This window comes from Streptomyces sp. 5-10, from assembly GCF_014712245.1.
Taxonomy (GTDB): Bacteria; Actinomycetota; Actinomycetes; order Streptomycetales; family Streptomycetaceae; genus Streptomyces; species Streptomyces violaceusniger.
Window position 1 is genome coordinate 88,140 of sequence record NZ_JACVYG010000026.1, and the last position, 23,588, is coordinate 111,727.

A 23,588-nucleotide genomic window follows, 5' to 3' on the forward strand; every position below is an offset into this window, starting at 1 on the left:
GGGCACGATATGAACCATGTCCAACGCAACCCCCGGCACCGGCCCGCTGGCCTCGAATCCCCTGACCCGCGCCGTACTCGAAATCGACGAGTACGCCTCGGGGCTCGGCTGGGACCAGCCCGCCCGGCTCTTCGCCCTTGTCGACACCGCCCGGCTGCGCACCGAGGAGCCCGGCCTCGCCGCTCAGCTCGGCCTTGACGAGGGCAGCGAGGAGATCGCCTCCCTGACCCCCATCGAGCAGGACGAGCTGCCCTCCGGCGCCCCGCTGGACGAGTTCCTCGCCACCATCGCCTGGCCGGACGCGGTGACCGGCTGCGCCCTGACCGTGGAGCGGCAGATGCTGCCGCCGTCCGCCGAGAGCTCCGTGCCCGAGGGCCTGGACGAGGCCGCGCTGGCGAAGTGGGTCGCCGATCACCCGGACCGCCAGGAGGTCCGGATGACCGTGGCCGTGCTGCGGGACGGCGCGCGCGAGTCGGCCCTGCGGCTGCGGGAGAAGGACTCCCCGACCGAGGTGCTCACCGGGGCCGGTCTGGTGCCGGGCCTGGCCGAGGCGCTCGCCGCCACCTTCGCCACCGACTGACCGCCGCGAGCTGACCCCCGCGACCTGACCCGCCACGGGGGCGCCGCTCAGCCCGTCGTGCACTTCGGCAGACCGGCGGTGTCCCCCTTACGGATCTTCTCGAGCGCCGTAAGGGCGTCGTCGATCGTGTGCACCTTGACCAGCCGCAGCCCGCTCGGCACGTCCTTGGCGGCGGCCGCGCAGTTCTCCTTGGGCGTGAGGAAGTAGCGGGCGCCCGCCTCGCGCGCGCCGATCGTCTTCATCTCGATGCCGCCGATCGGGCCGACCGTGCCCTTGTCGTCGATCGTGCCGGTGCCCGCGATGAACTTCCCGCCGGTGAGATCGCCGGGCGAGAGCCGGTCCACGATCCCCAGCGCGAACATCAGACCCGCGCTGGGCCCGCCCACGTCCGCCAGCTTGATGTCGATCCGGAACGGGAAGGTGTAGTCGACCCCGGCCTGGATGCCCACGATGGCGCGGGCCGGGCCCTTGTCCGCCTTCGTGGTGGTGATCGCGACGCGCTCCTCGCCGGTGGGCTGCTTGCCGCTCTTCTCCGCCGCCGCCACGTTCTTGGCCGGGATGACCGAGAAGACCACCTTCTGGCCCGGCTTGTGCTTGGTGACCAGCTTGGCCACGTCGTCGGGCTCGCGCACCGCCGTGCCGTCCACCGACTTGATCACATCGCCCGCGTGCAGCGTGCCCTGGGCCGGGGCGCCCTTCTGGACGGCGCCGACGATGACATGCGCGGTGACCGGCTTCTTCAGCGCCCGCAACGCCGCGACCTTGGCGGACTCCTGGGACTGGGTGAACTCCTCGGCGTTCTGCTGGTCCACCTGGTCCGGGGTCTTGTCGTCCGGGTAGAGGGTGCTGTGCGGCACGACCACGTCATCGTGCGCCAGCCAGCCGTAGACGGCCTCCACGAGGTTCATCCGGTACTCGGAGCCGGTGACCCGGACCGTGGTCATGTTCAGATGCCCGCCGGTGGTCTCACAGTTCTTGCGGCCGGAGATCTGGAGCACGCACTCGCCGTTGTGCTCACCCAGGGTGTTGTACGTCGGCCCGGGCGACATCTCCGCGTACGGCACCGGGATCAGCACTCCGGCGCACAGCAGCGCGATCAGCATCAGAAGGGAGGCGAGCATCGTCGCAGTGCGGCGTGGCATGGAACGACAGTACGGGACGCGTCCGTCAGTCCACCGTCGGGGCCGTCCGTACGAGGGGCGGCGCGGACGGGGCGGCGGCCTCAGGCCGCGGCGTCCGAATCGGAGGGCCGGCGCTCCATCGCTTCGCGGAAGCGGGCGTATCCGGCCAGCTCAGCCACATCCCCCCCGGTCTTCCGTTTGCCGGCTCGGGCGGCTATGCCGGCGTATATCGCCGCGCCTATCGCCGCGAACAACGGAATCAGCAACCAGAGAAGCGCAGCCACAGCAGCCTCCCGACCCCTTGAAAAATCGCGGTTCAGGACCGCGACTGACAGATGAGCAGATTAATCCTCTGCCAGGTCAACGCTTACGGCAGGGTGGGGGTTACGCAAGCGGAGTACACCCTTCCGTGCCCCCATGCGCATGCGCATTCCCCCTATGCACCCACCCATTCTTCGGTGCCGTCCGCGAAGGTCTGGTGCTTCCAGATCGGGACCTCGCTCTTGAGGTCGTCGATCAGCCTGCGGCAGGCCGCGAACGCCTCCGCGCGGTGCGGGCAGGAGACGGCCACCACCACGGCCAGATCGCCGATCGCCAGATCGCCCACCCGGTGCACGGCGGCCAGCGCGCGCACCGGGAAGTCGGCCACGACCTTCTCGGCCACCCGGCGCAGCTCGGCCTCGGCGGTCGGGTGCGCGGAGTAGCCGAGGGCGCCGACCTCCGCGCCTCCGTCGTGGTTGCGCACGGTGCCCACGAACAGTGCCGTGCCGCCCGCCGCGGCGTCGCCCACCGCCCCGAACACCTCGTCCACGGACAGGGGCGTGTCACGGACGGCGAGCAGCCGGATGGGGTGGGCGGCCGCGAGTTCGCCAGGGTGATCGTACGAATGTGCCATGTCGTCCATCGTGCCGTATCGTCCCGCCCTCAGGGAATCAATGGAGCCACCGGACTACCGGATCCCGGAAAACACCTTCCGGCGCCTTGTGTCTCAGGCCCGGCGGCGTGCCTTACGGGCGCGGCGCACGATCGCCGCGGTGCCCACCAGGGCCACGGTCGCGCCCGCGGCGCCGAGCGTCGTGGCGTCCTTACGGCCGAGACGCCGCCCCGCGACCGTATGGCGGCCGGCGACCTCCTCCAGCAGCTCCGCCAGGACCTCCTCGTTGGTCCAGCGCGGCCGCCAGCCCGCCGCGTGCAGCCTGCTGCCGCTGACCGCCCAGGGGTGCATCGTGTACGCGAGATCGCCCGCCGGGGACGGCGTCAGACCGAGCCGGTGCAGCCGGGAGGCGGCGCCCAGGGCGACCGCCGAGGGCAGCTCCATGCGCCGGATCCCGGACAGCTCCTCGACCTCCTCCTGCTCCAGCCAGCCCTCGCACCCCACCGCCAGCTCGCCCTCGACCTTCTCCAGGGCGGCGTACTCCAGCGCGCCGACCAGGTCCTCCACATGGCAGAACTGCCAGGTGGGACGGGATCCGGCGACGACCAGCAGCCGCGGTGACTCGAAGTAGCGGGTGAGCGCGGTGTCCGTGCCGCCGACCAGGAGCGCCGGGCGCACCACGGTCACATTCAGCCCCGGATGCGCCCGCGGCGCGCGCTCCCCGAGCCGCTCGATCTCCAGGAGGTCGCCGACGCCGGTGGCCTCGGCGGTCGCCCGCAGCTCCGCGTCCTCGGCGAGCGGCACGGCGTTGTCGGGGAGCGCCCCGTAGACCATCGCCGAGGTGCACAGCACCACCCGCCGCACCCCGGCCGCGGCGGCGGCCGTCAGGACGGTCTGGGTGCCGCGCACGTTGTAGGCGGTGCGGGCGGCGGGATCGGTGCCCAGATCCAGGTCGACGGCGAGGTGGACCACCACGTCGGCGCCGCGCAGCTTCTCGGCGATGGCCGGATCGCGGACGTCCAGCACATGCCACTGTGCCTCGGTCACCTCACCTCGGCGCTCGTCGATGGCCAGGACCTGCTTGACCTCTTCGGACTCCGCGAGCCGCTGCGTGAGCAGGGCACCTGGGCCCGAGGCGGCACCGGTCACCGCCACGACGGGTCGTCGTGCGGCACTGGCCGTATCGTTTCGCGCAGCGCGAACTTCTCGGTCTGGGGAACTCACCGGGCGTCTCCAGCGGTTGTCTTCAGTACGGAGCGCATGCACGCATACGTACCAGGTAACGTCCATCCTGCCGCAGGGCGGCGATCAGCGAAGCACCGAGCCCGGAAACCGGCGAGGTGTCTAGGCTGGGTGGTGATGTCGGGCATCCGCCACCGGCCCGGGGCCGGTGGCCCAACGAGCCGAGGAAACCCGTGAGTGACACCCCATTCGGATTCGGCCTTCCGCCGGAGGAGCCGGAGGACGGCGACGACGGCAAGAAGAAGGGCGGCCAGGGCGGCGAGCAGGGCCCCGCGAATCCCTTCGGGTTCGGCGGCGGAACCGGCGGAGCGGGCGGCGCGGAGAATCCGTTCGCCGCGATGTTCGGTTCGCTGAATCCGGGCGACCTGGGGGCCGCCTTCCAGCAGCTCGGGCAGATGCTCTCGTACGAGGGCGGCCCGGTGAACTGGGACATGGCCAAGGACATCGCCCGCCAGACCGTCGCGCGCGGCACCGCCGACGGCAGCAAGGACGAGAGCGTCGGCCCCGGCGACCGCGCCGCGGTCCAGGAGGCCGTGCGGCTCGCGGACCTGTGGCTGGACGGCGTCACCTCGCTGCCCTCGGGCTCGGGGACCGCGGTGGCCTGGAGCCGCGCCGAATGGGTCGAGGCGACCCTGCCGGTGTGGAAGGACCTGGTGGACCCGGTCGCCGAGCGCGTCGGCGCCGCCATGGGCGATGTGCTGCCCGAGGAGATGCAGGCCATGGCCGGCCCGCTGCTCGGGATGATGCGCTCGATGGGCGGCGCCATGTTCGGCACCCAGATCGGGCAGGCGCTGGGCGTGCTGGCCGGCGAGGTGGTCGGCTCGACCGACATCGGGCTGCCGCTGGGCCCGGCGGGCAAGGCGGCCCTGCTGCCGGTCAACATCGCGGCGCTGGGCTCCGGCCTCGGCGTGCCCAAGGAAGAGGTCCGGCTGTATCTGGCGCTGCGCGAGGCGGCCCACCAGCGGCTGTTCGCCCATGTGCCGTGGCTGCGCTCGCACCTGTTCGGCGCGGTCGAGGGGTACGCCCGCGGCATCAAGGTCGACACCGCCAAGCTGGAGGACGCGGTCGGCCAGCTCGACCCGACCCACCCCGAGCAGCTGCAGGAAGCGCTCCAGCAGGGCATGTTCCAGCCCGAGGACACCCCCGAGCAGAAGGCCGCGCTGGCGCGTCTGGAGACCGCTCTGGCACTGGTGGAGGGCTGGGTGGACGCGGTGGTCCACGCCGCCGCCAAGCCGCATCTGCCGTCCGCCGACGCCCTGCGCGAGACGCTGCGGCGGCGCCGGGCGAGCGGCGGCCCCGCCGAGCAGACCTTCGCCACGCTGATCGGCCTGGAGCTGCGGCCGCGCCGGCTGCGGGACGCCTCCCGGCTGTGGGCCTCCCTCACCGACGCCCGCGGCCTGGAGGGGCGCGACGGTCTTTGGGCGCACCCGGACATGCTGCCGACAGCACAGGACCTCGACGACCCGGACGGTTTCGTCCACCGCGAGCAGCTGGACTTCTCCGAGCTGGACAAGATGCTCGGCGAGGCGGCGGGCGGTGATGAGGACCGTAAGGGCGGCTCCGACGGTCCCGACCTCCGTAAGGGCCGCGAGGGCGGCGAGGACGACCGCGAGGGCGGCGACCGGGGCGACGGCGAGAAGTGAGTCTGCACCAGGACGCGGCGCGGGTGCTCACCGAGTGGCCCGCGCCCGATGCCGCCCAGGAGCGGCTGCGACGGCTGTACGGCGATCATCTGGCCGCGTATCCGGACGGCATGTGGAAGGCGTGCGGGGACGGGCACATCACGGCGAGCGCGCTGGTGATCGACCCGGACCGGAAGCAGGTGCTGCTCACCCTGCACCGGAAGCTGCGGATGTGGCTCCAGATGGGCGGCCACTGCGAGCCGCACGACACCACGCTCGCGGGCGCGGCGCTGCGCGAGGCCACCGAGGAGTCCGGGATCGAGGGGCTGACGCTGCTGCCGGGCGGCCCGGTGCGGCTCGACCGGCACCAGACGCCCTGCGCCTGGCACCTGGACGTCCAGTACGCGGCGGTGGCGCCCCGGGGCGCGGTGGCGGCGATCAGCGACGAGTCGCTGGATCTGCGCTGGTTCGGCTACGACGAGGTGGCGGACGTGACCGACGAGTCGGTGCGCCACCTGGTGACGCGCACCCGCGCGCTGCTCTGAGGAGGGCGTCGGGCCGCCCTGAGGAGCACGTCGGGGCTGCCCTGAGGAACGCGTCGGGCCGCGCTGAGGAGCCTTTGGGAACGCGGGGCGGCTGCGGACCCCGAGGAGTCCGCGGCCGCTCCGCGTTCCAACAGCGGTGACCTCGGTCAGTTGCTGAAGATGTTGCCCTGGTTCTGACCGCGGGCGCCCTGCTGGCCCATGCCGAACTGCGCGGCCACGCCGCCCCCGACCACCGCGTTCTGCGGCGGGAGCAGCTCGCTGGGCTGCACCAGGGCGTAGCCCTGGCCGAGGAAGCTGAGCTCCCAGCCCTCGCCGGTGTTGCCGCGCCGCCGCCAGACGCCCGAGGAGTGTGTCTGTGCCTGCATCTGGACCCGCAGCGAGCTGGACCAGGCGACGATGGCGTCCGCGTCGGCGTTGACGTACTTGTCCGGGGTGACCTGGAGCATCAGCGGCTGCCCCGAAGTCATCAGCGCCACCTTGCCCTGGCCGGAGATGTTGAGGTTGTACTTGCCGGACCCGGAGATCCCGAACTGGCTGTCCACCGCGATCGACTCCCAGTGCAGCGTGGAGTCCAGCGCGAGCACATAGGAGCTGTCGACGGTCAGCCCGTCGTGGTCCACGTCCATCACATGGATGTGCTGGGCGAGGTTGGCGAGGTAGACCGTGCCCTGCCCGGAGCAGCGCATCAGGTCCAGGCCCTCACCGGTGCGGGCCCGGGCCCTGTGCTGCCCGGGCGTCTGGTACTCGCCGTCGAACTCGATGAGCCCCTGATAGGCGACCATGCTGCCCTTACGGGCGAGCACATCCTCATGGCCGCTCAGGGCGACCCGCAGCAGCTGCGGGTTCTGGAGCGCGTAGCGGTCCTGCGTCTGGGCCTCGGTGAAGGCGAAAAGCGGGCTCTGCATCTGGTGTCCCTCCCCCTCAGCCCCGGGCCCGGAGCCGGTCGGTGCTGTCCTCACTGGGCTGTACGACGACGAAGCCCTGCCCGGAGAAGCCGAGCTGATACGCCTCGCCGCTGCCCCGGCCGATCAGGGATGACGCCTTGAAGCTGCGCTTGCCCTTCACCTTGAGCCCGGAGGACCAGGCCACGAGCGCGTCCGGGTCCACATAGGTCTCGTCCTCACCGCGGCCGCAGTCGACCACGATGGGGGTGCCGCGGGAGGTCAGGGCGACCCAGCCGGTGCCGGAGACGCCCACGTTGAACAGGCCCTGCCCGGCGAACTTGGCGATGCCCTTGACCCGTTCGACGCCCCACTGGAGGTGCGCGTCGAAGGCGAGGAGGTTGGTGCCGTTGACCGACAGCGCGTCGCCGTTGAGGTTGATGCAGACGACGTTGGCTCCGTAGTCGGCGAGGTAGAGCAGCCCGTCGCCGCTGCACCGCATCAGCGGGGCGCCCTCGCCGGTCAGCCACTGGGAGGCCATCTGCCGTACCGCGGGCGGGTTGGGCTCGTACTGGACGAAGCCCTCGTAGGCCACCATCGAGCCGGTGCGGGCGAAGAGGTCCTGGCCGCTCTGCATGGCGACCTTGAGCATGCTGGCGCCGTGGTTCTCCATCCGGGCGGCGACCGGGGCGGGTGCGAAGCCCGAGATCATGTGCTGGTCCATATCGGGCTCCCTCAGACCTCGTAGGGCTGGACGACGATGAAGTTGCCGGGCGCGCCACGGAACTGGAGGTTCACGGTCTCCCCGCTGTGGCCGGGGTAGGCGCTGCGGCGCAGCCGCACCTGGCTGGAGATGATCACCTGGGCTCCGGCGGACCACGCCACGATGGCGTTGCTGTCGGCGAAGGTGGTCGGGGTGACCGGGAGGACGACCGGCGTGCCCTCGGTCTTCACCACGACGGTGCCGGTGCCCTGGAACTGCATGGTGAACAGCGCGCCGCCGGGGATGCCGTGGCCCTCGATCCGGCGCACCTCGTGGTGCAGCGACTCGTCGAAGGCGAGCACGTTCTCGGCGGAGACGCAGATGGCGTCGCCCTGGAGCTCGATCGGGTGGAGCTCGGCGGCGTTCTCGGCGAGGAAGACCTGGCCCTGGCCGGTGCAGCGCATCAGCTGCATCTCCTGGCCGGTGGCGTTGCCGACGATCCGGCCGCGGAAACCGGCGCCCTTGTAGCTGAAGTCGACCTTGCCCTGGTAGAGCACCATCGTGCCCTGGCGGGCGAGCACGGGCTGGCCGCCGACGCCGAGGTCGACCCGCATCAGCCGGGGGTTCTGCGGCGTCCAGCGCTGGCCGGTGGGCGCTTCGCGGTACTTGGAGAGCGCGGCCTGGAGCCCGGGCGCGCCACCGCCCTGGGGGACGCCGCCCTGGGGGACGCCGCCCATGGGCTGCGGCTGACCGTAAGGGGCGGGCTGGCCGGGCTGGCCGGGGTAGGGCTGGGCGGGCGGCTGGCCGTACGGCGCGGGGGCGGGCGGGGCCTGGCCCGGCTGCTGGCCGAACGGGGGCTGCTGGCCCGGGAACTGGCCCGGCGGTGGGGGCGGCGGTACCTGGCCGGGAGGCGCGATGGGCGCGGCGATGGTGGGGGCGCCGTGCATCTGCGGGGTGCCGGGGGCAGGCGGCTGAACACCCTGCGGGGGCGTGCCCTGGGGCGGTGTGCCTTGGGGCGTACCCGGAGGCGGCGTGCCGTGGGGCTGCGTGCCCTGGGGCGGCGTGACCTGGGGGGCGCCGAAGGCGGGGGCGGGCTGCGGTGCGGGCGGGGCGGGGGCCGGAGGGGCCGCCGGGGCAGGGGCCCCGGCCGGGGGTGCGAAGCCCGGTGCGGGGGCGGCCTGGCCCGGCGGCGCGAAGCCGGGCGTGGCGCCCTGGGCGGGCGCGGGGGCGGGCTCCTCCTCGGCCACCTCACCGCCGAAGTTCTTGAGCAGCGCCTCCAGTCCCCCGTCGAAGCCCTGCCCGACGGCGGCGAACCGCCAGACGTCCTTGAGGTAGAAGTCGCCCAGCATCACCGCGCGTTCGGTGCTGAACTCCGAGCCGGTGAAGGAGTACCGGGCCACCTCCTCGCCGCCCGCGACGATCCGGAGGTAGCCGGGGCCGACCTGCGACATCTGTCCGGCGCCGTCGATGGTCGCGGTGAAGGAGAGCTTCTGGATGGCGGGCGGGATGCTGTCGAGCGTGACGCGGAACGAATCCGTGTCACCGGCCTGCGGCCCGAGCTGCTGTATCGCTTCTTCAGGGGACTTCGGCTGGTTGAAGAAGATGAAGTAACGGTCGTCCGACAGCCGCTCGTTGGCGTCGAGACCGAAGCAGCTGATGTCGAAGGTCAGGCCGGGTCCGGCGATCTGCACCCCGACGTACAGATCCCTCCCGGCCGTCAGATCACTGATCCTGGCCTTGTGGCCGCGCTGGAATTCCCTGGCCATACGTTAGGACCGTCCCCCATCGCCGTACCGGTGTGTGCGTTGCGCGCCAGGCTAGCCGCTGCCGCCGACTATGAGCGACGCCGGGAACCAGGATGCGGTTCCCGAACGGCCCGGCGGTTGATCCCTCACCGCCCGGGCGCGGTCGTCTTTACGGCTGGTCGTCCGGGGGTCCGGAGAGGTGCGGCAACCGTCCGGCGGCGACCACCCCTTCGAGATAGCCCCGCGCCCGCTCGGTCCGCGGATACGCCTCCAGGAGCTGCCAGAAGCGGCGGCCGTGGCCCGGCACCAGCAGATGGGCCAACTCGTGGAGGAGCACATAGTCCACGACGTACTCCGGCATGCCCTGGAGCCGGTGCGAGAGCCGGATGCTGCCCTCGGCCGGGGTGCACGACCCCCAGCGGGTGTTCTGGTTGGTGACCCAGCGGACGGAGACGGGCCGGGCTCGCCCACCCAGGTACTGGCCGGAGAGCCACTCGGCGCGGGCGGCCAGCTCCGCGTCGCCCAGCATCCGCTTGCTCTCCTGGGCCGCCAGTTTGTCCAGCATGACGCTCACCCAGCGCCGCTCCTCCGCCTCGGACATCCGGGCGGGGATGAGGACGACGGTGCGGTCGCCCTCGCGATAGGCGGAGACCGTCCTGCGCCGCCGGGTGCTGCGGCGGACCTCGACCGCGCTCGCGTCGGAGCCTCGGCTCTGCGGGCTCGGGACGGTGCTCGGTGCGTTCGCGGCGCTGCGGGAGACGTTCTGTCCCGCGGTGCGAGGGGGCGGGTCGGCGGACACGCCCCGACGTTACCCGCTGGCAGCCCGGGAAGTCCCGCCCCGCCGATGGTTGCGGACCGAACCACTCCACGGTGTGCACGGCTTGTACGACCGGCGTTCGTACGACTTTTTCCACTGCCTGTGGATAACGCGCAGCGGGGTCCGGGACCCGAGTCGCATGCTGAAGGCGGTTCAACGGACAGCACATCAGACGGGGGGCGGCGATGCATCCGATGCTCAAGCCCGCGCTGCGGCGCGGCTGGCGGAGCCGGGACACGGTGCAGTTCGGGGTGGCCCGGGCGCATGCGGTGGTGATGGGGCCGGTGGACACGGCCACGGGCAGCTTTCTGGAGCTGCTGGACGGCACCCGCGGTCTGCCGCTGCTGCGGCAGGAGGCCCGGGCCATCGGGCTGCCGGAGGGGCGGGCCGACGCACTGGTGGACCGGCTGGCGGCGGCCGGTCTGCTGGACGAACCGAGGGACGGCGGCGAGCCCGCCGCGGCCCTGGACCGGCTGCGGCCCGACGCGGGGGCGCTGTCGGTGCTGCATCCCGAGCCCGGAGCGGCGGCGCGGCTGCTCGCCGCACGGCGGGCGATGCGGGTTCAGGTGCGGGGCGCGGGCCGGGTCGGGGCGGCGGTCGCGGCCGCGCTGTCCGGTTCGGGGGTCGGCCGGGTCGATGTGGTGGACGGCGGCTGTGTCGAGCCCTGGGATGTGGCTCCCGGCGGGCTGTCGGCCGAGCAGATCGGGGAGCGCCGCGATCTGGCCGCGCGCCGCGTGGTGCGCCAGGCCGCGCCCGCCCCGCTCCCCCGCCGGTCGGCGCGGCTGCGGACCTCCGCGGCGGTGCGGGCCCCTTCACGAGAGAAGGTCCCTTCAGGAGAACGGACTCCCTCGGGAGAGCGGACCGCCTCGGCCGATCCCGGGCTGGCGCTGGTGGTGATCACCCCGCGTGATGGCCTCGCGGCGTACGCACCGGATCCGGAGCAGACCCGGCCGCTGCTCTCCTCCGGCACACCCCATCTCTACGCGGGAGTCATCGAGGCCACGGGGGTGGTGGGCCCTCTCGTGGTGCCGGGGATCACGCCCTGCGCGGGCTGCGCCGCGGCGGGCCGTGCCGAGCGGGAGCCGGTCTGGCCGAGGATGCTCGCACAGTGGCGGTCCGGGCGTCGGCGCACCGCCCCGGCCTGTGACACGGCGCTGGCGATGGTGGTGGCGGGGCTCACCGCGGTGCAGGCGCTGGCCTTCCTCGACGGCCGCCCCTCCGGGGGCGCGGGTGTCCGGTGGGAGCTGGCGCTCCCCTCCCTCGTCTGGGAGGCGCGCCCGATCGAAGCACATCCCGGATGCGGCTGCGGAGCGGCCGGGGAGGAGGATGCCGTATATGCCTCGGCCGCAGAGGCACCGCACGCGACAATGTCCCGGTGACCCACGTCCGCGGAGTGGGCACGGGGGCCCGGGGGCCACCTTCCGGGATGGCACAGCTGTAGTTGGAGGGGCGCATGACCGATCTGCCGCGCAAGGCGATCACCCGTACCGCCAAACTGGCGGCGCTGCCCTTGGGATTCGCGGGGCGCGCCACATGGGGGCTCGGGAAGCGGATAGGGGGGCGGCCGGCGGAGATCGTCGCACGCGAGGTGCAGCAGCGCACCGCGGAGCAGATGTTCAAGGTCCTGGGCGAGCTCAAGGGCGGGGCCATGAAGCTCGGACAGGCCATGTCGGTCTTCGAGTCGGCGCTGCCCGAGGAGATAGCCAGGCCCTATCGGGCGGCCCTGACCAAGCTCCAGGAAGCGGCCCCTCCCATGCCGAGCCGCACGGTCCACGCGGCGCTGGAGGCGCGGCTGGGCCCGGACTGGCCGGAGCTGTTCCAGGAGTTCGAGGACAAGCCGGCGGCGGCCGCCTCCATCGGGCAGGTGCACCGGGCCGTCTGGCACGACGGGCGCACGGTGGCGGTCAAGGTGCAGTACCCCGGGGCGGGCGAGGCGCTGCTGTCCGACCTCAACCAACTGAGCCGGTTCGCCCGGGTGCTGGGGCCGCTGGTGCCGGGGCTGGACGTCAAGCCGCTGATCGCGGAGTTGCGCGAGCGGGTCGCCGAGGAGCTGGACTACGAACTGGAGGCGGCGTCCCAGCGGATCCATGCGGAGGAGTACGCACAGGACACGGAGATCGTGGTGCCCGAGGTGGTGCACCAGAGCGATCAGATACTGATCACCGAGTGGCTGGAGGGGGTGCCGCTCTCCGAGGTGATCGCCGACGGCACACAGGAGGAGCGGGACCGCGCCGGGCAGCTGCTGGCCCGTTTTCTCTTCTCGGGGGCGTCCCGCACCGGGCTGCTGCACGCCGATCCCCATCCGGGGAACTTCCGGCTGCTGACCGGTGACGCCCCGGACGGGCCGCCGGAGCGGTGGAAGCTGGGGGTCCTGGACTTCGGTTCGGTGAACCGGCTCCCGGGAGGGCTTCCGGAACCCATCGGCATCGCGCTGCACATGGCGCTCGAGGGCGACGCCGCGGGGGTCTATGAGCTGATGCGCGGGGAGGGGTTCGTCAAGCCGACGATCGAGCTCGACCCGGATGATCTGCTGGACTTCCTGCTGCCGATGCTCGAACCGGCCCAGGTCGACGCGTTCCTCTTCGACCGGCAGTGGCTGCGCGGCCAGGCGGCGCGGATGGCCGACCGGCACTCCCCCGTCTATGAGCTGGGCAATCAGCTGAATCTGCCGCCCGCCTATCTGCTGATTCACCGGGTGACGCTGAGCACCATAGGGGTGCTGTGCCAGCTGGGTGCCACGGTGCGGATGCGGGATGAGCTCGAGGCATGGGTCCCCGGCTTCGCCGTGGACCCGGAGTCCGAGGACCGCGCCGAAGAAGACGCCGAAGAAGGCCTCGCAGCAGACGCCGGAGCAGAGGCCGCGGAAGGTGCCGAGGAGGAGCCCGAGGCCGCGGAGACCTCGGCCTGAGCCCGGAGACCTCGGTCTGAGCTCAGAGACCTCGGTCTGAGCTCAGAGACCTCGGTCTGAGCTCAGAGACCTCGGTCTGAGCTCAGAGACCTCGGTCTGAGCTCAGAGACCTCGGTCTGAGCTCAGAGACCTCGGTCTGAGCTCGGGGAGCTGCGGACGCCTCGGGGTAGCCGAAGGGCCGGTCCGATCGGACCGGCCCTTCGTGGTCACGCGGTGGGTCGGCGTAGGACCCGTTGGCGTGTGTTGTGTGTCAGCCCCGCCTCTGGCCGGTGCCGCACAGGGTGGTCACTGCATGACCGCCATGGCCAGGGCGCGGCGGGCGCGGAGCGAGGCACGCTCCGCACGCCGCTGCATCCGGCGGGCGGCCGCGAGCCGAACGGCCTGCCGTTCGGACTCGGCCTCCTGCAGCCGGTCGTGCATATGCGCACGGGCCAGGGCTTCTTGCATGAGTTGCATTTCTCGGTTCCTGTTCTGGCGCGCCTCGGGCGCACCGGAGGTATCGGGTGCGGGGGTTTCGGAGACCGGTGGGGTCATCGTCGGGACCTGCTTCATGGGGTCGTGCGTCGCTGGGCGATCGATGGTGCCGATGGTGCTCATGCCGCGACCGGGTTCTTACGCGGACGACCACGCGGCCGCTTGCGGGCCACCACCACGCCCTGGACGAAGAGCTCGCCGCCCCAGACGCCCCAGGGCTCCCGGCGGTCCTTGGCGCCGGCGAGGCATGCCTCCCGCAGCGGGCAGGTCTGACACAGCGACTTCGCGTACTCGACGTCGGCCGGGGACTCGGCGAAGAAGACCTCCGGGTCGTACGAGCGGCACGGAACGGCTACACCCAGGTTCTCGATGGCCTCATCGAGTTCGGTGAGGGCGGTGAGCGGGGTCAAGGAGTCCTCCGAGGAGTCAGGCGGGCGGTTCAGGTCGGTCGATGCGGACGGGGCGGGTGCGTTGAGTTGCACGGTGTGTGTTCCTCGTCTCTTCGGTCCGGCTGGTGGCCGGGCTCTGGCAAATCAAAAGGGCCGCGGATCCCGGTGTGGGTTCCGCGGCCCTGGAAGGTGCCGACCTGATCCTGGATCAGGCTGGATAACTCCAGGGTTCGAGCCTGCGGAAGGCCCACGTCTTGTGGTGCTGCTGCGTCGTCCGGGATTCGGCACCATTGGCCGCAAAGGCATAGGCCATTGCCCGTGCCGCTGCTGCTACCGCAGGTGCCTGGATCGGTCGCTCGCTGAGACGCGCCTCATTGGCGCCGGGCATACCGGTGCCAGGGAGCGCGGAGCCGAGCAGGCATGTGGCGACGACCGACCGATCGGCCTTTTTGATGGTGTTGATGAAGCTGATCACTGGTCTTCGCCTCCTCTCGGCGTCTCAGGGACCGGTCCGAAACCAGTCCGGGTGTTCAGTACAACACGGAATCCTCGGCTCCTGGAAGGGCCGTTGTCTTCCGTGCTCGGAAGGCTATGGGTATGCCCTCCACGCGCGCAAACTATTTTTCCGTCGAGTTTTGCCAAGGGTCACCCGAATGGCTTCCCCCGGCATCGCCGTCGCCCTCGTCGTCGAGTGCGGAGGGCAGTTCCCGGCCCGCGCACAGCGCGAGAACATCGGCCCCGAACCGGTCCAGCTTGCGCCTTCCGACACCGGAGATGCGCGCGAGCTCCGGTTCGGTTCCCGGAACGGCCTCGGCGATCGCGAGCAGTGTCTTGTCGGTGAACACGCAGTACGCCGGCTGCCCCAGCAGCCCCGCCTGCTCCGCCCGCCAGTCGCGCAGCCGCTCGTAGAGCGCCTCGTCCAGCTCCGACGGACAGCCCTCGCAGCGCATCAGCTTCATCTCGCCCGCGTCGGTCAGCGCCCGGCCGCACACCCGGCAGTGGACCGGGCCGCGCCGCCTGCGCACCCCGCCGCCCCCGCCCGGGGCCGCCGCCCCGCGCTCGATCCCGCCGCCCCCGCCCGGGGTGCGGGCGCCGATGGCCTGGGAGCCGGGCCGCAGCCCGTTGAGAAAGCGGGTGGGGCGGCGGGAGGCCCGGCCGCCCGGAGCCCGCGAGAGCGCCCAGGACAGCGTCAGATGGCGGCGGGCACGGGTGACCCCCACATAGAGCAGCCGACGCTCCTCCTCGATCTGCTGCTCCGTCTTGGCGTAGGTGATCGGCATCATTCCCTCGGTGAGACCGACCAGGAAGACGGCGTCCCATTCGAGACCCTTGGCCGCGTGGAGTGAGGCGAGGGTCACACCCTCGACCGTCGGGGCGTGCTGCGCCGCCGCGCGCTCATCGAGCTCCGCCACCAGATCGGAGAGCGTGGCCCCGGGACGGCTCGCCGCGAAGTCCTCGGCGAGCCGCACCAGGGCGGCCAGGGACTCCCAGCGGTCACGCACCGCGCCAGAGCCCGCCGGGGGCTCGGGCGTCCAGCCGCGGGTGGTCAGCACGGCCCGCACCTGGGACGGGATGTCGGCGTCCGCCAGCGCCGGGTCGGCGCTTCCGCCACGGGCGGCGCCGCGCAGCAGCAGCCCCGCCTCCCGCACCTCGGGCCGCTCGAAGAACCGCTCGGCGCCGCGCAGCTGATAGGGCACCTGGGCATCGGCCAGCGCCTGCTCATAGAGCTCCGACTGGGCGTTGACCCGGTACAGGACCGCGATCTGGCTCGCCGGGATCCCGCCGCCCCCCTGCTCGACCGGGGTGATCAGCTCCCGGATCCGGCGGGCGGTGCCCTCGGCCTCGGCCGGCTCGTCCGCATAGGCCGCGTAGACCGGGTCGGGGCCCGCCTCCCGCTGGGAGACCAGCTCCAACCGGTGCTCGGCGGCCCGGCCACGGGCCTGGGACAGCAGCCCGTTGGCCAGGTGGACCACCTGGGGGGTCGAGCGGTAGTCCCGGATCAGCTTGACCACGGTGGCCCGGGGGTGGCGGGCGCGGAAGTTCAGCAGATGGTCGGGGGTGGCGCCGGTGAAGGAGTAGATGGTCTGGCTGGCGTCGCCGACCACGCACAGGCTGTCCCGCTCGCCCAGCCACAGATCCAGCAGCCGCTGCTGGAGCGGGCTGACGTCCTGGTACTCGTCGACCACGAAGTGCTGGTACTGGCGGCGCACCTGGTCGGCGATGTCCGGCCGCTCCTGGAGCACACCGACCGTGAGGAGCAGCACATCCTCGAAGTCGATGACGCCGCGGTCGCGCTTCAACTGCTCATAGGTGGCGTAGATCCGGCCGATCTCGGCGGCGTCCCGAGGGGCCTCACGGCCGGACTTGGCGGCCACGGCCGGATAGTCCTCGGGCACGGTCTGGGTGACCTTCGACCATTCGATCTCGCCGATCACGTCCCGCAGCTCATTGCGGTCCAGCCGGACCCGGCACCGGGCGGCGGCCTCGGCCACGAGCTGCACCTTGCGCTCGACCAGCCGCGGCACCTCACCGCCGACCGCCTTGGGCCAGAAGTACTGCAGCTGGCGCAGGGCCGCCGAGTGGAAGGTGCGCGCCTGCACCCCGCCCGCGCCGAGCTGCCGCAGCCGGCCGCGCATCTCCCCCGCCGCGCGATTGGTGAAGGTGACGGCCAGCACACTGGCCGGCTGGAGGATCCCCGCGCGCACTCCATAGGCGATCCGGTGGGTGATGGCGCGGGTCTTGCCGGTGCCGGCCCCGGCCAGCACGCACACCGCGCCGTGCAGGGACGTCGCCACCTCGCGCTGCTCGGGGTCGAGCCCGTCGAGCACCGCGTCGGCGTCACGCGGCGTGGCCGCGTAGGCACCCGGCGTGGAGCCCTGCGGGAACAGAGTGGAGGACGTTGCTGCAGTCACCCCGCCATGCTGCCAGGTCCCCTGAGACGCCCGATGCCGGTTGTCCACAGCCGTGGCCTTCCAGTCATATGAATCCGGGAATGACCGACGGAAGGTGAGCGTTCACCTTCTGCCCACCCACCACGACCCCGAGGAGAGCGAAGACCGATGTCCGGCACTGTGACGATGTACAGCACCACCTGGTGCGGCTACTGCCGACGCCTGAAGGGGCAGATGGACCGCGAGGGCATCGCCTACACCGAGATCAACATCGAGCAGGACCCGGAATCCGCGGCCTTCGTCGAGAAGGCGAACGGTGGAAACCAGACCGTGCCGACCGTTCTCTTCTCCGATGGGTCGACCCTGACCAACCCGTCCCTGGCGCAGGTCAAGGCCAAGGTCGGGCTCTGAGCCGGCGGCCGTCGCGCCGGGCCCCGCGGGCTCTGACCCGGCCCCCGCGGCCTCTGATCCGACCCCGCGGTTTCTGAGTCGGTCCCGCGGCCTCTGATCGGACCCCGCGGTCTCTGAGTCAGCCCCGCGGCAGCGGCTCGCCGTACCAGAGCTCGATCAGCCGGGCCGCGATGGAGATACCGGAGGGAGGCAGGACCTCCCCGGACTCGATCGCGGCCCGCAGGTCGTCCCGGGAGAACCAGCGCGCCTCGTGGATCTCCTCCCCGTCCACCTGGATCCGGGAGGACGTGGCCCGGGCCATGAAGCCGAGCATCAGGCTGGACGGGAACGGCCACGGCTGGCTGGCCACGTACTCGACCTCGCCGACCGTGACACCCGCCTCCTCCGCCACCTCACGCACCACGGCCTGCTCGATCGACTCGCCCGGCTCCACGAAGCCCGCCAGGGTCGAGAAGCGCCCCTCCGGCCAGTGCACCTGGCGCCCCAGCAGCGCCCGGTCCTGATCGTCCTTCACCAGCATGATCACGGCGGGATCGGTGCGCGGGTAGTGCTCGGCCCCGCACGCCGGGCAGCGGCGGATGTGGCCCGCCGCCGCGATCACCGTGCGCTGACCGCAGCGTGAGCAGAAGCGGTGCAGCCGCTGCCAGTTCTCCAGCGCGACCGCGTGCACCAGCAGCCCCGCGTCGCGCTCGGACAGCAGCGCGCCCGCCTCGCGCAGCCCGGCCGGGCGCGCCGACTGGTCCATCCGTCCCGGCAGGGAGTCCTTCTGGAGCGCGAAGTAGCGCACGCCCTCCTGGTCGGTGCCCAGGAAGTAGCGGTGGTTCTCGGTGGGCGGGGCCTCGAAGGACGGGGTCATGACGAGTTCGGTACGGCCGTCCTGGGCGTCGTCGACCAGGGCCTGGCCGCCGGAGACCACGAAGACGCGCGTCGTCGGGTGGCTCCACGCCGCGGCCAGCCACGCCTCGTCCAAGCGGTGGTGCGCGGAGCGGTCGATGCCGCTCGGGGCGCTGAGCGTGATCGGCCGGTCGGTGGCGTGGTCGGTCGAGGTGGTCACGGCTGCTTCCAACTCCCCCAGTGAAATGGGTGGTTCTCGTACATGAGCAAGCTATTCCCGTCCATTCTCGGCGAGATCGGCCCAGAGGTGGGCGGCCGTCTCGGCGCCCTTCATGAGCAGGCCGAGCTCGACCTTCTCGTTGGGCGCGTGCCAGCCGTCGGACGGCACCGAGATGCCCAGGAAGAGCACCGGAGCGCCGAGGATGTCCTGGAGATCGGCGGCGGGGCCCGAGCCGCCCTCGCGGGTGAAGCGGACCTTCTGGCCGAAGACGCGCCCCATGGCGCGGACGACCGACTGGAGCGCGGGGTGGTCCAGCGGGGTCAGACAGGGGCGGGTGGCGCCCCAATAGGTGATCTCATGGCGGATCCCGGCCGGGAGCAGGGCGGCGACCCAGTCCCGCACGGCCGACTGGATCTTCTCCACGTCCTGGCCGGCCACCAGCCGGAAGGACAGCTTCAGCTGGGCGGCCGAGGGCACGATGGTCTTTCCCCCCGGCCCCTGGTAGCCCCCGCCGATGCCATTGACCTCGGCGGTCGGACGGGCCCAGATCCGCTCCAGGGTGGAGTACCCGGCCTCGCCGAGCGCGGCCCGTGAATGCGCGGTCCGCAGCCAGCCCGCCTCGTCGAAGGGCAGCTCGGCGAAGAGCTCGCGCTCACGGTCGGTCAGCTCCACGACGCCGTCGTAGAAGCCGGGGATCGCCACCTTACGGTCGTCGTCGTGCAGCGCGGCGGCCAGCCGGGCGGCCTCGGTGGCCGGGTTGGGGACCGCGCCGCCGAAGGAGCCGGAGTGGATGTCCTGGCCGGGGCCGTGGAGGTCGATCTGGCACTCGACGAGGCCCCGCATACCGGTGCAGACGGTCGGGGTGTCCTCGGCCCACATCCCGGTGTCGGAGACGATCACGGTGTCGCAGGTCAGCCGGTCGGCGTGCGCGCGGACCAGCTCGGGGAAGTGCGGGGAGCCGGACTCCTCCTCGCCCTCGATCAGCAGCTTGAGGTTCACCGCGGGCGCGGCACGGCCGGTCGCGGCCAGGTGCGCCCGTATCCCCAGGGTGTGGAAGAGGACCTGCCCCTTGTCGTCGGCGGCGCCGCGGGCGTAGAGCCTGCCGTCCTCGATGACGGGCTCGAAGGGGTCGGTGCGCCAGCCGTCCGCGCGGGCGGCGGGCTGGACGTCGTGGTGGCCGTAGACGAGCACCGTAAGGGCGTCGGGATCACCGGACGGCCATTCGGCGAACACGGCCGGGGCGCCCGGTGTGTCCCATATCTCAGTCACCGGGAAGCCCGTGGCGGCCAGGTGGTCCCTGAGCCACTGGGCGCCACGCCGGACGTCGTCGGCGTGGGCGGGGTCGGCGGATACGGACGGGATGCGCAGCCACTCGGAGAGCTCGGCGAGGAAGGCGGCGCGATGGCCGTCCACAAAGGCGCGGACGGCGTTGTCCGTGTCCGGGGTGTTGCTCATGCATGTGAGCCTATCCGGCCCGCGGCCGGGCGAGGGCGGGGGCCTCCGGGCCGCTCAGGCGCGCTCGCTCTCGGTGACCGTTCCGGCATCGATACGGTCGTTTCCGGTCGCGTCCCTGCCTCCGTCCCCGCCGATGCCCGTGTCCCCGTCTCGGCCGACGTCCGCGTCCGCGTCCCCGTACCGGCCGACGTCCGCGTCCCCGTCCGCGCCGACCTCCACGTCCCCCGGCTCTCCGAGCAGGACGCGCTCGAGCCCGGCCCGGCCGGGCAGCCCGGCGGGGCGGACCACCTCACCGCTGCGTACGTACACGAAGGCCGCCGTGACCGCCGACAGGGGCAGCCCGTGCTGTTCGGCCCAGGCGACGCGGTAGATGGCCAGCTGGAGCGGGTCGGCGTCCTGGGTGCGGCCGGTCTTCCAGTCGACGATCTCGTAGCGCGGGCCGTCGCCGGGGCCCGTACCCGACTCGCGGTACACCGCGTCGATCCGGCCGCGAACGGTGCGACCCGCCAGGGTCAGCTGGACCGGCACCTCCACGCGGTAAGGGGTGCGACGGGCGTACGGCGTGCGGGCGAACGCCTCCTTGAGCGCGGCCAGATCCCGCTCATCGGCGATCTCCGCCTCGTCGTCCTCGCCGCCCGGCAGCTCGTCCGGGCCGAGGAAGGGCAGCGGCAACGCCTCGAACCGCGATTCGACCCAGGCGTGGAAGCGGGTGCCGCGCCGCGCGGCGGGGCGCGGCGGCCGGGGCATGGGGCGGGCCAGCTCCCGTGCGAAGCCGTCCGGGTCGGCGGCGAGGCGCAGCAGCTGGGACGCGGTGAGCGTGCCCGGCAGGGGCACCTCGTGGACGGTCTCGCGGGCCCGGCGCAGCTCCCCGGCGAGCGCGTCCAGATCGCGGTCCCAGGAGCCGACCAGCCGGGCCTCCTCGGGCGCCAGCTCGCCCTCGGCCGGTTCTGGCGTGATTTCGGGCACATCGGGTTCCGGTACGCCAGGTTCCGGCGCGCCGTAAGGATCTGGCTGCTGCCCTTCGCCGTGCGGCGCGTCGTCGTGCGGCCCGTCGTCGTAGGGCTTGTCCTCGTACGAACCGTAAGGATCCTCCGGAGGCTCGGGCCACTCCGGGTCCTCCGGGGGCTCAAGCTCCTCCGGGGGCTCAAGCTCCTCCAGGCGCTCCGGAAAGAGGTCCCCGTCTGCCGGGGAGTGCCCCTCGTCCCGCGCGGTCGGCTCCTCCCCCGCCGTCTCGATGCGCGCCAGATGGGCGAGCACCACATCGGCGGCGCGGCGCCGGTGGCGCAGCGCGGCCGGGTCCAGCGGAAGCGGCCAGGCCCGGTCGGCCGCCGACTCCCGCAGGGCCGGGTTCTCCGCGCCCTCCTCCGGCGGCTCGGCCCATGCCTCGATCTCGCCGTACCCGGCCTCGCAGTGCTCGCGCAGCGCGTCCAGGAAGGCCGACGGGCCGCGCGGGCGCTTCTGGGTGGGGCCCCACCAGTGCCCGGAGCCGAGCAGCAGCGAGCGCGGCCGGGTGAAGGTCACATAGCCCAGCCGCAGCTCCTCGGTCCGCTGGTGCCCCTTCATGGCGTCCTTGAAGGCGGCGATCCCCTTGCTGTCCCAGGCGGTGACGTCCGGGAGGGTCCGCGCGTCCCCACGCAGCTCGTGCGGCAGGACCTTGGCGTTCGCCGTCCAGGACTCGCGGGACTGTTCGCTCGGGAACTGCTTGGCGACCAGCCCCGGCACCGCCACCACGTCCCACTCCAGCCCCTTGGCCTTGTGGGCGGTGAGCACCTTGACCGTGTTCTCGCCGCCGGGCAGGGCGTTGTCGAGACCCTTCTCGTACTGCGCGGCGGTGCGCAGGAAGCCGAGGAAGCCCTGGAGGGTGGCCTCGCCGTCCACGGCCGCGCCGCCCTCCCGGCCCGCGAAGGCGGCCGCGACGTCCAGGAAGTTGCCGAGCGTCTCGCGGCGGCGCGCGGCCAGGGCGTGCGGTGAGGCGGACAGCTCGACCTCGAGGCCCGTGGTGGCCAGGACCCGGTGGAGGACGTCCATCAGCGGATCGGCGAGCGAGCGGCGCAGCTCGCGGAGTTCGGCGGCGAGTCGGGCGAACCGGACCCGTGCCTCGGCCGAGAAGGGCAGCCCGTCGTCCGGGCCGCCGCCCGCCTCCAGGAAGGTGTCGAGGGCGTCGGCCAGGGAGATCACCTCGGAGGGATCGGTGCCCTCGACGGCCTCGGCGAGCCGTCGGTCGGGATCGTCCGCCGCCCCGTCCGGCCCGCCGTAAGAGACCAGCGCGCGGGCGCGGCGGCCGAGCAGCGCCAGGTCGCGGGGGCCGATCCGCCAGCGCGGGCCGGTGAGCAGACGGACCAGCGCGGCGTTGGCCCCCGGGTCCTGGAGGACCTCACAGACGGCCACCAGATCGGCGACCTCCGGCAGATGCAGCAGCCCCGACAGGCCCACCACCTCCACCGGAATGTCCCGCTCCACCAACGCGCCCTGGATCTGCGCGAAGTCACCCGCCGTACGGCACAGCACCGCGATCTCGCCGGGCGGGGTGCCGGTGCGCACCAGGTGGGCGATGGAGTCGGCGAGCCAGGCCAGCTCCTCGGCGTGGGTGGGCAGCAGCGCGCAGCGCACCGCTCCGTCCCGCTCGGCGCCGGGCGCGGGGCGCAGCGCCTCGACGCCCTCGTGCATCGCGCGCAGCGGGGCGGCCAGCCCGTTGGCGAGGTCCAGGAGGCGGCCGCCGCTGCGCCGGTTCTCGCTGAGCGCGAAGCGCTCCGCCGGGCGGCCGTCGGCGTGCGGGAAGTGCTCGGGGAAGTCGTCCAGGTTGGCCACGGAGGCGCCGCGCCAGCCGTAGATGGCCTGACAGGGGTCGCCGACGGCGGTGACGGGGTGTCCGGTGCCGCCGCCGAAGAGTCCGGACAGCAGCAGCCGCTGGGCGACGGAGGTGTCCTGGTACTCGTCGAGCAGCACGACCGCGAACTGCTCGCGCAGGATCCGGCCGACCTCCGGGTGGTCCAGGGCCAGGGTGGCCGAATGGGCGATCTGGTCGCCGAAGTCGAGCAGATCGCGGCGGCGCTTCTCCTCGCGGTACGCCTCGACCAGGCCCAGCAGCTCCTGGCGGGCGCGGGCGGCCTCGGGCACCTTGCGCAGCGCCTCGTTGGTGAGCCGGGTGCCCTCCAGGGTCCGCAGCAGCTCGGTGTCGTACGCGCGCAGCCGCCCGGTGGGGACGAGGTGTTCGGCGAGTTCGGCGTCGAGCGCGAGCAGATCGGTGACCAGGTCGGAGAAGGGGCGGGTGAGCGCCGGGTACGGGCCGGGGGCGGAGCGCAGGACGCGGGCGGCGAGCTGGAAGCGGGTGGCGTCGGCGAGCAGCCGGGCGCTCGGCTCGAGGCCGACGCGCAGTCCGTGGTCCTTCAGCAGCTGTCCGGCGAAGGCGTGGTACGTGGAGATGACGGGCTCGCCCGGGGCCTCCTCGGTGGCGCCCGGATCCGGGTCCGGGTCCACGATGCCCGCCGTGACGAGGGCCTTACGGACGCGCTCCGCCAGCTCCCCGGCGGCCTTGTTGGTGAAGGTGAGGCCGAGCACCCGGTCGGGCGCGACCCGGCCGGTGCCGACCAGCCAGACGACGCGGGCGGCCATCACCGTGGTCTTTCCGGAGCCCGCCCCGGCGACGATCACCTGCGGGGCGGGCGGTGCGGTGATGCACGCCACCTGCTCCGGGGTGAACGGGATCCCGAGGAGTTCCTTGAGCTCCTCGGGATCGGTGATGCGGGCTGACACTCCAGTGAGGCTATCGGTGCCCACCGACAGGCCCCGCCGCGCCGGTCGACGGCCGCCCCGGGGTCACGGCTTGACGGGCGACGGCGTCAGCCCGGTGCCGCGCCGCCCCAGCCCCGTACGCGG

At 72.7% G+C, this 23,588-nt stretch carries 21 protein-coding genes; 6 read left to right on the forward strand and 15 right to left on the reverse strand.

The genetic code is table 11. The features are described from left to right. Positions 1 to 16: 16 nt before the first annotated feature. Positions 17 to 580, forward strand: coding sequence for a PPA1309 family protein (locus tag IEJ02_RS26475; RefSeq protein WP_191067156.1), 564 nt, complete (start codon positions 17 to 19; stop codon positions 578 to 580). A 47-nt stretch (positions 581 to 627) separates the two neighbouring features. On the opposite strand, the gene IEJ02_RS26480 is transcribed toward IEJ02_RS26475, so the two are convergent. The 4 genes from IEJ02_RS26480 to IEJ02_RS26495 all read right to left on the reverse strand — a co-directional run bounded on the left by IEJ02_RS26480 (position 628) and on the right by IEJ02_RS26495 (position 3,799). Further along, complete coding sequence (locus IEJ02_RS26480; protein ID WP_191067157.1) at positions 628 to 1,722, reverse strand: YlbL family protein; 1,095 nt, start codon at positions 1,720 to 1,722, stop codon at positions 628 to 630. 80 nt (positions 1,723 to 1,802) lie between these two features. Then, positions 1,803 to 1,985: a hypothetical protein gene (locus IEJ02_RS26485; RefSeq protein ID WP_191067158.1), complete on the reverse strand. Its 183-nt coding sequence runs from the start codon at positions 1,983 to 1,985 to the stop codon at positions 1,803 to 1,805. A gap of 152 nt (positions 1,986 to 2,137) precedes the next feature. Continuing rightward, the gene (locus tag IEJ02_RS26490; RefSeq protein ID WP_137979447.1) at positions 2,138 to 2,605 is read right to left on the reverse strand and encodes a molybdenum cofactor biosynthesis protein MoaE; all 468 of its coding nucleotides are present in this window, start codon (positions 2,603 to 2,605) and stop codon (positions 2,138 to 2,140) included. Between the two features lie 84 nt (positions 2,606 to 2,689). Further along, positions 2,690 to 3,799 carry an NAD-dependent epimerase/dehydratase family protein gene (locus IEJ02_RS26495; protein ID WP_191067159.1) on the reverse strand — a complete coding sequence of 370 codons (1,110 nt, stop codon included), beginning with the start codon at positions 3,797 to 3,799 and terminating at the stop codon, positions 2,690 to 2,692. Between the two features lie 191 nt (positions 3,800 to 3,990). Between IEJ02_RS26495 and IEJ02_RS26500 the strand changes: the two genes are divergently transcribed. Together IEJ02_RS26500 and IEJ02_RS26505 are read left to right on the forward strand one after the other, a co-directional pair. After that, positions 3,991 to 5,460, forward strand: coding sequence for a zinc-dependent metalloprotease (locus tag IEJ02_RS26500; RefSeq protein ID WP_191067160.1), 1,470 nt, complete (start codon positions 3,991 to 3,993; stop codon positions 5,458 to 5,460). Continuing rightward, positions 5,457 to 5,984, forward strand: coding sequence for an NUDIX hydrolase (locus tag IEJ02_RS26505; RefSeq protein ID WP_191067161.1), 528 nt, complete (start codon positions 5,457 to 5,459; stop codon positions 5,982 to 5,984). The genes IEJ02_RS26500 and IEJ02_RS26505 overlap by 4 nt, the downstream gene beginning before the upstream one ends. Before the next feature lie 146 nt (positions 5,985 to 6,130). Here IEJ02_RS26505 and IEJ02_RS26510 read toward each other — a convergent pair whose 3' ends face one another. From IEJ02_RS26510 to IEJ02_RS26525, 4 genes are all read right to left on the reverse strand, one after another. Next, a complete protein-coding gene (locus IEJ02_RS26510) occupies positions 6,131 to 6,889 on the reverse strand; it encodes an AIM24 family protein (RefSeq protein ID WP_191067162.1) in 759 nt (252 codons plus the stop codon). 16 nt (positions 6,890 to 6,905) lie between these two features. Next, positions 6,906 to 7,589 carry an AIM24 family protein gene (locus IEJ02_RS26515; protein ID WP_137979443.1) on the reverse strand — a complete coding sequence of 228 codons (684 nt, stop codon included), beginning with the start codon at positions 7,587 to 7,589 and terminating at the stop codon, positions 6,906 to 6,908. A gap of 11 nt (positions 7,590 to 7,600) precedes the next feature. Further along, positions 7,601 to 9,334, reverse strand: a complete 1,734-nt coding sequence (locus tag IEJ02_RS26520; RefSeq protein WP_191067163.1) for a TerD family protein — start codon at positions 9,332 to 9,334, stop codon at positions 7,601 to 7,603. A gap of 148 nt (positions 9,335 to 9,482) precedes the next feature. Continuing rightward, a complete protein-coding gene (locus tag IEJ02_RS26525) occupies positions 9,483 to 10,112 on the reverse strand; it encodes a M48 metallopeptidase family protein (protein WP_137979442.1) in 630 nt (209 codons plus the stop codon). A gap of 203 nt (positions 10,113 to 10,315) precedes the next feature. On the opposite strand from IEJ02_RS26525, the gene IEJ02_RS26530 reads away from it, so the two are divergent. Together IEJ02_RS26530 and IEJ02_RS26535 are read left to right on the forward strand one after the other, a co-directional pair. After that, on the forward strand, positions 10,316 to 11,509 hold the full coding sequence (locus tag IEJ02_RS26530; protein WP_191067164.1) for a ThiF family adenylyltransferase: 1,194 nt from the start codon (positions 10,316 to 10,318) through the stop codon (positions 11,507 to 11,509). Positions 11,510 to 11,583: 74 nt separating this feature from the next. Continuing rightward, positions 11,584 to 13,038 (forward strand): ABC1 kinase family protein, encoded by a 1,455-nt coding sequence (locus IEJ02_RS26535; protein WP_191067165.1) that lies wholly within the window; start codon positions 11,584 to 11,586, stop codon positions 13,036 to 13,038. A gap of 285 nt (positions 13,039 to 13,323) precedes the next feature. On the opposite strand, the gene IEJ02_RS26540 is transcribed toward IEJ02_RS26535, so the two are convergent. The 4 genes from IEJ02_RS26540 to IEJ02_RS26555 form a co-directional block, all read right to left on the reverse strand. Beyond that, positions 13,324 to 13,635 carry a putative WhiB-interacting protein gene (locus IEJ02_RS26540; protein WP_137979441.1) on the reverse strand — a complete coding sequence of 104 codons (312 nt, stop codon included), beginning with the start codon at positions 13,633 to 13,635 and terminating at the stop codon, positions 13,324 to 13,326. Further along, positions 13,632 to 13,994: a WhiB family transcriptional regulator gene (locus IEJ02_RS26545; RefSeq protein ID WP_069864252.1), complete on the reverse strand. Its 363-nt coding sequence runs from the start codon at positions 13,992 to 13,994 to the stop codon at positions 13,632 to 13,634. Before IEJ02_RS26545 ends, IEJ02_RS26540 begins: the two co-directional genes overlap by 4 nt. 115 nt (positions 13,995 to 14,109) lie before the next feature. Next, entirely contained in the window at positions 14,110 to 14,376 is a 267-nt protein-coding gene (locus tag IEJ02_RS26550) for a hypothetical protein (protein ID WP_137979440.1), read from the reverse strand. Positions 14,377 to 14,518: 142 nt separating this feature from the next. Continuing rightward, a complete protein-coding gene (locus tag IEJ02_RS26555) occupies positions 14,519 to 16,813 on the reverse strand; it encodes an ATP-dependent DNA helicase UvrD2 (RefSeq protein ID WP_370467139.1) in 2,295 nt (764 codons plus the stop codon). A gap of 147 nt (positions 16,814 to 16,960) precedes the next feature. On the opposite strand from IEJ02_RS26555, the gene IEJ02_RS26560 reads away from it, so the two are divergent. Beyond that, positions 16,961 to 17,203 carry a mycoredoxin gene (locus IEJ02_RS26560; RefSeq protein WP_191067166.1) on the forward strand — a complete coding sequence of 81 codons (243 nt, stop codon included), beginning with the start codon at positions 16,961 to 16,963 and terminating at the stop codon, positions 17,201 to 17,203. Between the two features lie 118 nt (positions 17,204 to 17,321). On the opposite strand, the gene nudC is transcribed toward IEJ02_RS26560, so the two are convergent. The 3 genes from nudC to IEJ02_RS26575 are packed head-to-tail and all read right to left on the reverse strand — an operon-like array spanning position 17,322 to position 23,465. After that, positions 17,322 to 18,257, reverse strand: coding sequence for an NAD(+) diphosphatase (gene nudC / locus IEJ02_RS26565; RefSeq protein ID WP_137979438.1), 936 nt, complete (start codon positions 18,255 to 18,257; stop codon positions 17,322 to 17,324). Positions 18,258 to 18,308: 51 nt separating this feature from the next. Next, positions 18,309 to 19,712 carry a dipeptidase gene (locus tag IEJ02_RS26570; RefSeq protein WP_191067167.1) on the reverse strand — a complete coding sequence of 468 codons (1,404 nt, stop codon included), beginning with the start codon at positions 19,710 to 19,712 and terminating at the stop codon, positions 18,309 to 18,311. A gap of 54 nt (positions 19,713 to 19,766) precedes the next feature. Then, positions 19,767 to 23,465: an ATP-dependent helicase gene (locus IEJ02_RS26575; RefSeq protein ID WP_317985926.1), complete on the reverse strand. Its 3,699-nt coding sequence runs from the start codon at positions 23,463 to 23,465 to the stop codon at positions 19,767 to 19,769. Positions 23,466 to 23,588 lie beyond the last annotated feature (123 nt).